At 41.8% G+C, this 9,762-nt stretch carries 9 protein-coding genes; 7 read left to right on the top strand and 2 right to left on the bottom strand.

Going from position 1 to position 9,762, the window contains the following annotated elements; all coding sequences use genetic code 11:
- Positions 1–76: 76 nt before the first annotated feature.
- Entirely contained in the window at positions 77–547 is a 471-nt protein-coding gene (locus tag NFR56_RS05590; protein WP_009732532.1) for an arginine repressor, read from the bottom strand.
- An 11-nt stretch (positions 548–558) separates the two neighbouring features.
- Positions 559–1,587, bottom strand: coding sequence for a tRNA preQ1(34) S-adenosylmethionine ribosyltransferase-isomerase QueA (gene queA / locus NFR56_RS05585; RefSeq protein WP_003006367.1), 1,029 nt, complete (start codon positions 1,585–1,587; stop codon positions 559–561).
- A gap of 307 nt (positions 1,588–1,894) precedes the next feature.
- On the opposite strand from queA, the gene NFR56_RS05580 reads away from it, so the two are divergent.
- The 7 genes from NFR56_RS05580 (at position 1,895) to NFR56_RS05550 (ending at position 9,750) form a co-directional block, all read left to right on the top strand.
- Complete coding sequence (locus tag NFR56_RS05580) at positions 1,895–2,602, top strand: glucosamine-6-phosphate deaminase (protein ID WP_003006372.1); 708 nt, start codon at positions 1,895–1,897, stop codon at positions 2,600–2,602.
- A 188-nt stretch (positions 2,603–2,790) separates the two neighbouring features.
- On the top strand, positions 2,791–4,137 hold the full coding sequence (locus tag NFR56_RS05575) for a DUF1958 domain-containing protein (protein ID WP_251458054.1): 1,347 nt from the start codon (positions 2,791–2,793) through the stop codon (positions 4,135–4,137).
- Positions 4,138–4,207: 70 nt separating this feature from the next.
- Positions 4,208–5,380 (top strand): MFS transporter, encoded by a 1,173-nt coding sequence (locus tag NFR56_RS05570; RefSeq protein ID WP_251458051.1) that lies wholly within the window; start codon positions 4,208–4,210, stop codon positions 5,378–5,380.
- A gap of 167 nt (positions 5,381–5,547) precedes the next feature.
- Positions 5,548–6,129, top strand: coding sequence for an LptM family lipoprotein (locus NFR56_RS05565; RefSeq protein ID WP_251458048.1), 582 nt, complete (start codon positions 5,548–5,550; stop codon positions 6,127–6,129).
- A 74-nt stretch (positions 6,130–6,203) separates the two neighbouring features.
- Positions 6,204–7,154, top strand: a complete 951-nt coding sequence (locus NFR56_RS05560) for a competence protein CoiA family protein (RefSeq protein WP_195189700.1) — start codon at positions 6,204–6,206, stop codon at positions 7,152–7,154.
- A gap of 72 nt (positions 7,155–7,226) precedes the next feature.
- Entirely contained in the window at positions 7,227–9,029 is a 1,803-nt protein-coding gene (gene pepF / locus NFR56_RS05555; RefSeq protein ID WP_251458045.1) for an oligoendopeptidase F, read from the top strand.
- 1 nt (position 9,030) lies between these two features.
- Complete coding sequence (locus tag NFR56_RS05550) at positions 9,031–9,750, top strand: O-methyltransferase (protein WP_251458042.1); 720 nt, start codon at positions 9,031–9,033, stop codon at positions 9,748–9,750.
- The last annotated feature ends 12 nt before the right edge of the window (positions 9,751–9,762 follow it).

Here is a 9,762-nt window from a genome sequence, read left to right as displayed (position 1 = left end):
GCCCTACTCAACTGTGCGGAGGTGGGACGACGAAATCGAATTCTAACGAATTACCGATTTCTGTCCCACTCTCTTTTTATTTACTAAAGAAGAAGGGTGGGGTGAATTCTTTTAATTTTTCAAAGCAATCCAAAGCTCCTTGGTTGTCTTCGCAGATGACTAAACAGACATCGTCTCCACAGATGGTGGCTACGATTTGATCCAGTTCCAGTGCATCTAAGATCGCACCAAAGGATTGGGCAAGGCCTGGAAGAGTTTTTACAACAACCTGGTTTTGAACGGGCCGTAACATAACTAAGGCATCTTCCATATACATCCGCAGGCGCTTTTCCCAACGGGAAGGAGCGATAGTATTCATGGCATAGTAGGAACTATCCCCCTCGTTAATTTTTACTAGATTCAAGGATTTGACATCCCGTGAAAGGGTGGACTGGGTAACGAGAACGCCATTTGCTTCTAAGGCTTCTTGAAGTTCTTGTTGGGTATGAATCCTACGCTCAGAAATGATCGAGCGGATCAAGCGGTGGCGACTTTCAATTTTATTCATGAGAGACTCCTTTACTTGATGAACATAGCATCCCCAAAACTAAAGAACCGGTAGCGTTCTTGAATCGCATGGTGGTAGGCTTCGAGGGTTAATTCACGGCCGGCAAAGGCAGAAACCAACATGACCAGAGTTGATTTTGGAAGGTGGAAGTTGGTAGAAAAGGCATCGACGACTTTCCATTCATAACCTGGTTTGATAAAAATATTGGTCCAGCCTGAATCGGCTTGGATGTCTCCATCAAATTTATTGCCAATCGTTTCAAGGGTTCGAATAGAAGTCGTTCCAACAGCTACGATGCGTTTTCCTGCAGCTTTTACCTGACGAAGGGTAGCAGCAGCTTCTTCGGAAAGTTGGTAGAATTCAGAGTGCATCTCATGGTCTTCAAGATTGTCCACAGATACTGGACGGAAGGTTCCTAGGCCCACATGAAGGGTCAAATAGACCAGGTGAACCCCTTTTGCTTCAATCTTTTGGAGCAATTCTTGGGTGAAATGAAGACCTGCCGTTGGAGCTGCAGCAGACCCATTTTCTTTGGCGTAAACGGTTTGGTAGCGCTCGCGGTCAGCAAGCTTTTCGTGAATATAGGGAGGAAGTGGCATTTCGCCAAGGCTTTCCAAAACTTCTAAGAAGATCCCTTGATAGTGGAAGCGAACGATACGGCCTCCATGCTCCAATTCTTCCTCAACGGTTGCGGTCAAACGACCATCTCCGAAGCTGACTGTGGCCCCTACCTTTAAGCGTTTTGCAGGTTTTGCCAAGACTTCCCAACAGTCATCTTGCGTATTTTTAAGGAGAAGGAATTCGACGTGACCACCTGTTTCTGGTTTGACTCCATGAAGGCGGGCTGGTAGAACGCGCGTATTGTTCATGACAAGAGCATCTCCTGGCTCCAATTCATCCAAAATTGCATCAAAATGACGGTCTTGGAATTGCCCTGTTTTTCGATCGAGGATCAAGAGTTTAGAGGCATCTCGTTTTTCAAGAGGGGTTTGGGCAATCAGTTCTTCAGGCAAATCAAAGTCAAAGTCGTTGGTATTCATTTGCGCTCCTTTTATAATAAATTTGTGAGTAGATAGATGGTAGTCCCGACAGCTAAGAGCATCAGGCTGATTCCCATCAAAAAGATCAGGACCTTGAGAATCTTTCTTTGATGAATCAAGAAAGATAAGAGAAAGACAAGGAGTCCGATCAAAAAAATGATGAATAATAGTGATACAATCATACCTTTCATTATATCACGAATCGACTTGAAAATGAAAAAAATGCCAGAAAAAGATAGCGGTTTCACTTGACAAAAATTGGTCTATACCATATAATAAAAGCATAGAGAAATAGGAGGTCTATCCAATGAAAATTATTGAAGTAAAGGACCAAATTGAGGGTGGAAAAGTTGCCTTTGATATATTAAAAGAAACCTTAAAGGAAGGTGCTCAAACCTTAGGTCTTGCGACTGGAAGCAGTCCCCTTGAGTTTTATAAACAAATTCGTGAAAGTGATTTGGATCTGTCTAATCTAATCAGTGTGAACTTAGATGAATACGTAGGGTTGACGGGAGATGATCCTCAATCTTATCGGTATTTCATGGAGAAAAACCTCTTTGATGCTAAACCATTCAAAGAAAGTTATCTCCCATCAGGTGTAGAAGAATCTGCCGATCAAGAAGTGATCCGTTATAACAAAATACTCGAAGACCATCCAGTGGATCTTCAAATCTTGGGAATCGGGCGCAATGGGCATATCGGTTTTAATGAGCCAGGGACATCCTTTGATAGTCAGACCCACTTAGTTCAGTTGGATGCCTCTACCATTGAGGCCAATTCTCGTTTCTTTGATAAGATCGAAGATGTACCAACCCAAGCCATTTCGATGGGGATTGCCAATATCTTAGCTGCGAAATCAATTGTCTTGTTTGCTTATGGGGAATCAAAAGCCCAAGCAATCAAAGGTACAGTAGAGGGTGAAAGGACAGAAAAAGTGCCAGCTAGTGCCCTTCAAGGACATCCAAATGTGACCATTATTGCGGATAAGGAAGCCTTGAGCTTGTTAAGTCGATAAAAAACAGGACCTATCGCCGATTTATTCGGGCCAGATAGGTTTTTTTCTGCTTCAAAATATGGTACAATACAAGTAATTATCTGCTGGGATTAGCTCTTTTCATCTACTGGGAGACAAGAGGAAAGGGCATGAGGGCTAGAAGCTTATTTTAGCCTCCAGCTGATTAGACTGTTATAAAGGAAAAGTTTATGATAAAAAAATATTTGATCCATATTTGCCTCCTTCTGAGTCTCTTATGCCAGCCAATTCTAGCGAGTGCGGATGAATTGGTGGATATGGCGCAAAAGATGTATCCAAATGACAATGTCCAAGCCATTAACCGTCCACATTCTTCGCTTATTATTGACGGAAATACGGGCAATGTTCTTTGGAAAGACAATATCGATGAAGTCAGAGATCCTGCCAGCATGAGTAAGCTCATGACGCTCTATCTCTTGTTTGAAGATATGGCAAATGGCAAGATCAGTAAGGATACAGTGATCAAGGCGACCGCTTCAGATCAAGCGATCGGAAAGATCTATGAAATCTCCAACAATAATATTGTTGCTGGGGTAGACTACACCATTCCTGAGTTGATTACCATGACAGTGGTTCCATCCTCAAATGTATCGACCCTCATGTTGGCCAATCTCATGTCCAACAATGATCCAGATGCCTTTATCGAGCGCATGAATGCCAAGGCTAAGGAATTAGGGATGACCAATACGGTCTGGAATAACCCGAGTGGGGCGGCCATCTCCACCTTGCAGGGCTACTATCAGGTCAACAATTATCCAAATGATGCGGCCAACCAGACAACTGCGCGTGATTTAGGGATTCTGGTTTATCATTTTATCAATCAATACCCAGATATTTTAAACTATACCAATCAAGCACAAGTCACGGTCAAAAAAGGGACTCCAAATGAGGAAACCTTTGATACCTACAATTATTCATTGCCAGGAGCCAAGTATGCCTTGAAAGGTGTGGATGGTTTGAAAACTGGTTCAAGCCCTCGTGGAGCTTTCAACTATATCGCGACCATCAAACGGGGCAATCAGCGCTTAATTGCTGTCATTATGGGCGTAGGAGATTGGGCAGACCAAGATGGGGAATATTACCGTCACCCGTTTGGCAATGCCTTGATCGAAAAAGCCTATAAAGATTTTGGCTATAAAAAATTGCTAGATGCAGGTGTCCAGAAGATTGACGGCAAGACCTATACACTTGAAAAACCCTTCTATGCAACGGTCAAAAAAGGTGCTAAAGAACCGACCCTTGCGGTAAAAGATGGCTATCTGACAGTAGATAATGATCTCTACACGTTGTCTGAAGGTATCCGAGATGATATGAAGGTAGAAGAAGGGGCCAAGCCAGAGCTTGTCAAAGAAACAGCAAGTGGGAAAAAGACAACGGCTAAGCACAGTAAATGGCTTTCGCTGGATCACTTCCTGATCTTGATTCCAATTCTCATTCTTGTCATCATTCTCTCGATTGAAAAACAAAGTCGTGAGAGACGCAAAAAAGAGGCTCAAAAGCGCTATAATAAAGAGTAAAATAAAACCTAACTGATTGTCAGTTGGGTTTTGTCATTGTCTCATTCCGATATTTTTAGAAAGGATTCATATGAAAAAATTCCGAAATTCTTATGCGGCTTATATGTTGCTCTATAGTTTTTATTTTATGTCCACATCTCTCTTTACGACCCTCATTTCCGTCTATTTGATGGGAAAGCACTATAGTGCAACCCAAGTGTCGACCTTGGTATCGGTTGCTTTTTTCTTATCCATGGTAGCCCAACCCTTCTTTGGTTATATCAATGAGCGATTTGGAATCGTAAAAATGACGACCCTCAGTCTGAGTGTGATCATTGGTGGTGTCTTCGGTTTTCTTTGGGCCCCCAATCTCTTTTGGCTGACCGTTTTTTATGGGATTGTTCTAGTCTGTTTGAATGGGACAGCTCCCATGATGGAAGTATTTGCAACGCAAAGTCCATACGCTTTTGGGAAGATTCGCGTTTGGGGAACCATTGGCTACTCGGTCGGTGTCCAAATAGCCGGCTGGGTCTATCATCAGTTTAGCCCCCAAGCTGTTTATTATACGGTTTTGATCACCATTTTACTCAGCATTTTCTGTCTAAGTGCGGTTCGAATGAAGAAAAAAGAGACAGTCGTAGAAAAGGAAAAACACCCTGTCTCTATTCGTCCTCTTCTTCACAATGGACCTTATCTCTTCTTTATTGTGTTGATTGGCTTGGCTTCAGGGGTTGGAAATATTGGTCATACCTATATTCCTGAGCTACTCATGGATAGTGGTCTACCAGTCCATATTGCCTCTACGGTTGTAGCTATCTCCGTCGTAGTGGAAGCTCCCTTGATCTTTTTCTCTGATCGATTCATGGACCACTGTCCTTTACGGGTTTTGATCGCTCTTCCAATCGGGATTATTTTTGCTCAATATGTTGTCTACGCTCTTCCAAGTCCTGTCTTCTTAAAAGTGCTTTTGACTCTTTTAGCCAAGCATACAACAGGGATGGTTTTGATTATGGTCTCCTTACGGTTTATTGCCCAACAGGTGAATGGCAAAGACTTGGTTCTTGCCATGGCTATTGTCCAAGGAGCTCGTTATTTAGGAACCATTCTTTTACAACCTCTCGCAGCCCTCTGTATTGAAAGAGGTGGTTACCAAGTCATGAGTTTCTTTTTAGCAGGGGTTGTAGGGATCGTCTTTTTGCTGAGTTTTGCCTTAAAAATGCCCCAAGGGAAGGCTCACGGCCTTTTTGGTGGCAAAGTAGACTAATGAAATTGTTACAATTGTATGACTAATCATCGAGGAGTTGGACAGAAACACTGATTTCACAGTGTTTTGTCCAACTTTTTTGCTAATATTAAGAACTAGTGATTAATTTGACAGTCAAAGTATTCGATGGTAGAATGAGGTAAAATAAATATAAAGGAGACCATTTTATGAAAAAAATGATCTTATCGACAGCTGCTCTTTTGACGATCTTTTCCCTAGCTGCTTGTTCAAACAAACAAGACACAAAGAAGGAAACTTCAAACAGTCAATCAACGACTAAAGTGACGAGCAAATCTGCTAACACTTCAAAAAGTAAGGATACTTCAACAGATTCAGAAGATACGTCATCTTCTAGCCTCTTAACAGATGCTGAAATCAGCAAGGCAAAAACAGTTGGAGACTTCAAAAAGTTGTTTGCAAAATTAATGGATCAATCTGTTTCTATTACTGAAGAAGCAGGTACTTCTGTGACAGGTTCTGCAAAAGAACAATATGATGCAATGATTAGTACCTTAAAGCAAGGATTAGAAAACCAAAAAGATATCTTTAATGAAGGCTTGGAAAGCATCGGTTCAGATAGTACAGTCGTTCCTAAAGAAGACCGTGAAGCTTTGATCGAAATCTTGAAAGATGCTCGTGAAGAGTTGGAAAGTACTCGTAAAGAAATGAAAGATATGCAGAAAGAATTGAGTAAATCTCCTGTTGCTGATGATTCTAGTGATGATTCAGATTCAGATTCTGAAGAATAAAAAGAAGAAAAGGTTGGAATTTCCAGCCTTTTTCCTATTTTTTTTTCGAATGATATAGATGAGGAGGTGGGCCTATGTTTATTGCCATGGATAACAATCAAAAGCGGTGGAACTGTATGGAAGAGATCCCAGCTGTGACAGAAGGGCCCTTCTATTGCTTAGCTTGTCATAGTCCAGTGCGTCTAAAAAATGGCTCGGTTCTACGGGCTCATTTTGCTCATATAAAATTACAGCATTGTCCCTATCATCACGAAGCTGAGAGTTTTGAACATCTGGAATTAAAAGCTTGTCTTTATGATTGGGCCTCTAAGGAATCTAATACAGAGGTAGAAAGTTATTTAGCAGACTTTCAACAAATTGCCGATCTTTTGGTAGTAGACAAGAACTTAGCTTTGGAAGTGCAGTGCAGCTCCTTATCTTTAGAACGCTTGAAGGAGAGGAGCGATGCTTATCGATCCAACGGTTACCATGTCTATTGGTTACTTGGTAAAAAGTTGTGGCTCAAGGAAAGACTAACAAAGCTGCAGGCTGGCTTTCTTTATTTTAGTCAGAATCGAGGGTTCCATCTTTGGGAATTGGATCTGACAAAGAAAGAGCTACGTCTACAATACCTCATCCATGAGGATTTACGAGGGCGATTGCATTATCAAACAGAAATTTTCCCTTTTGGCCAAAGGTCTTTACTGGAAGTCTTACGGACCCCTTATCTTTCGCAACCCATGCAGCAAATGGCAGTCGAGCTCGATCGTACATTTTTAACGTATATACAGCAGCAACTCTTTTATCGTCATCCAAAGTGGCTGAAGCTTCAGGAAGAACTCTATATGCAGGGACACCATCTGATGGAACTGGGGCTGGATTTCTTTTATCCTCTTTGTCGTCCGATCCTTTCACAGAACTTGCTCCAAATTAAAGAGGATGTAGAAGGTTACTACCAGCAATTTATGACCTATTATCAGTCGCAAGGGATCCAACCCGTTCAGATCCTTTATCCCCCACGTTTTTATGCTCAACAGAAAAGCTAACTTTCTAAGATAGAAATCCTCCCGAAATGTTCATTTTTATGCTAAAATAGTACCATTGGAGGATTAATCGAAATGGTAAAACAACGTAATGAAATTGATGAAAAATACCAATGGGATTTGTCGACAATTTTTGCGACAGATCAAGCTTGGGAAGAAGAAGCAGCAAGCTTAGCTGCAGATATTAAAGCAGCAAGCCACTATGCTGGTCATTTGTTGGATTCAGCGCAAACACTGTTGGATACAACCAATGCATATTTGGAATTGAGCCGTCGTTTAGAAAAGGTCTACGTCTATGCCCATATGAAAAATGACCAAGACACACGAGTGGCTAAATACCAAGAGTACCAATCAAAAGGGATGTCTCTTTATAGCTTGTTAGGTGAAACCTTTGCCTTCTATGAGTCTGAATTCATGGCCATTACGGATGAGCAATACAAGGCCTTTGTGAGTGAAGTTCCAGCCTTGGAACAATATGGTCATTATTTTGATCGTTTGCTAGAGAAAAAAGAACATGTCTTGTCTCAAAAAGAAGAGGAATTACTTGCAGGAGCTGGTGAGATCTTTGCGGCAGGTGGTGAAACTTTTGAAATCTTGGACAATGCAGATATTGTTTTCCCAACTGTACATGATGACAAGGGCGAAGAAGTTCAATTAACCCATGGAAACTATATTTCTTTGGTAGAATCAAAAGATCGTGCCGTTCGTAAAGAAGCTTACGAAGGCCTCTACAAGGTTTATGAACAGTACCAACATACCTATGCTAAAACCTTGCAAACCAATGTGAAAGTTCACAACTTCAATGCCAAAGTTCGCAAATTCTCATCTGCCCGTGAAGCGGCCCTTTCTGAAAACTTTGTACCAGAAAGTGTTTATGATAGCTTGGTAGCAGCTGTGAACAAACATTTGCCACTCTTGCAACGCTATGTACAATTGCGTTCAAAAATTCTTGGAATTTCAGACTTGAAGATGTACGATATGTATACGCCATTATCCGATACAGACTACAAGTTTACCTATGAAGAATCATTGGCCAAAGCAGAAGAAGTCTTGGCTGTTTTGGGTGAGGACTACCTTTCTCGTGTAAAACGAGCCTTCAGCGAACGGTGGATTGATGTGCATGTCAACCAAGGAAAACGCTCAGGTGCTTATTCAGGTGGTTCTTATGATACCAATGCCTTCATGTTGTTGAACTGGCAAGATACATTGGATAATCTCTTCACCTTGGTCCATGAAACTGGTCACAGTATGCATTCTAGCTATACCCGTGAAACCCAGCCTTATGTCTATGGGGACTATTCCATCTTCCTTGCTGAAATCGCCTCTACAACCAATGAAAATATCCTGACCGAACGTCTGTTAGAAGAAGTAGAAGACGATGCAACTCGCTTTGCTATTTTGAATCACTTCTTGGATGGCTTCCGTGGAACCGTCTTCCGTCAAACGCAGTTTGCTGAATTTGAGCATGCCATCCATAAAGCAGACCAAGAAGGTACCGTTTTGACTAGTGAGTTCTTGAACAACCTTTATGCAGAGCTCAATGAAAAATACTATGGTCTTTCAAAAGAAGACAACCCTGAGATCCAATATGAATGGGCTCGGATTCCTCACTTCTACTATAACTACTATGTCTTCCAATATTCAACAGGTTTTGCAGCAGCTTCAGCCTTAGCTGAAAAGATTGTTCATGGAACACAAGAAGATCGTGATAAATATATCGACTACTTGAAAGCTGGAAATTCTGATTATCCACTCAATGTCATCCGCAAAGCAGGTGTGGATATGGAAAAAGAAGACTACTTGGACGCAGCCTTTGCGGTCTTTGAACGTCGGTTGAATGAATTTGAAGCCCTAGTAGAAAAATTAGGACTCGCATAAGATGGTAGAGTCTTATAGTAAAAATGCCAACCACAATATGCGCCGGCCAGTGGTTAAAGACGAGATCGTTGACTTTATGCGCACGCGTCAAAAACCGGTAGCAGGTGCCTTGGAGGAGTTAGAAGCATTCGCCCGCAAGGAAAATATTCCGATTATTCCGCATGAAACGGTAGCTTACTTTAGACTACTCTTGCAAGCCCTACAACCAAAGAAAATCCTGGAAATTGGGACAGCAATTGGATTTTCAGCGCTCTTAATGGCCGAAAATGCTCCCGATGCACAAATTACCACTATTGATCGGAATGAAGAGATGATTGGCTTTGCTAAGGAAAATCTGGCTAAATACGATCAGAGAAAACAAATCACCTTGCTTGAAGGAGATGCAGTAGATGTTTTGCAGGATTTGACAGAGACCTATGACTTTGTCTTCATGGACTCTGCTAAGTCTAAGTACATCGTCTTTTTGCCACGAATTCTCGAACTCTTAGAGGTTGGGGGAGTCGTGGTATTGGATGATATTTTCCAAGGAGGAGATGTTGCCAAGGACATCATGGAAGTGCGTCGTGGGCAACGAACCATTTACCGGGGGCTTCAGAACCTCTTTCATGCGACTCTCAATCATCCAGATTTGACCGCTAGTTTGGTGCCACTTGGAGATGGTATTTTAATAATTCGGAAAAATGCAGAGACGGTAACTTTGCCAGATCCTAGCTCTTTTTAGGTAAATTTAAGG

The sequence above is a fragment of the Streptococcus caecimuris genome (genome assembly GCF_943193075.1).
Lineage (GTDB): Bacteria > Bacillota > Bacilli > Lactobacillales > Streptococcaceae > Streptococcus > Streptococcus caecimuris.
This window is presented reverse-complemented; position numbering and strand designations above follow the sequence as displayed.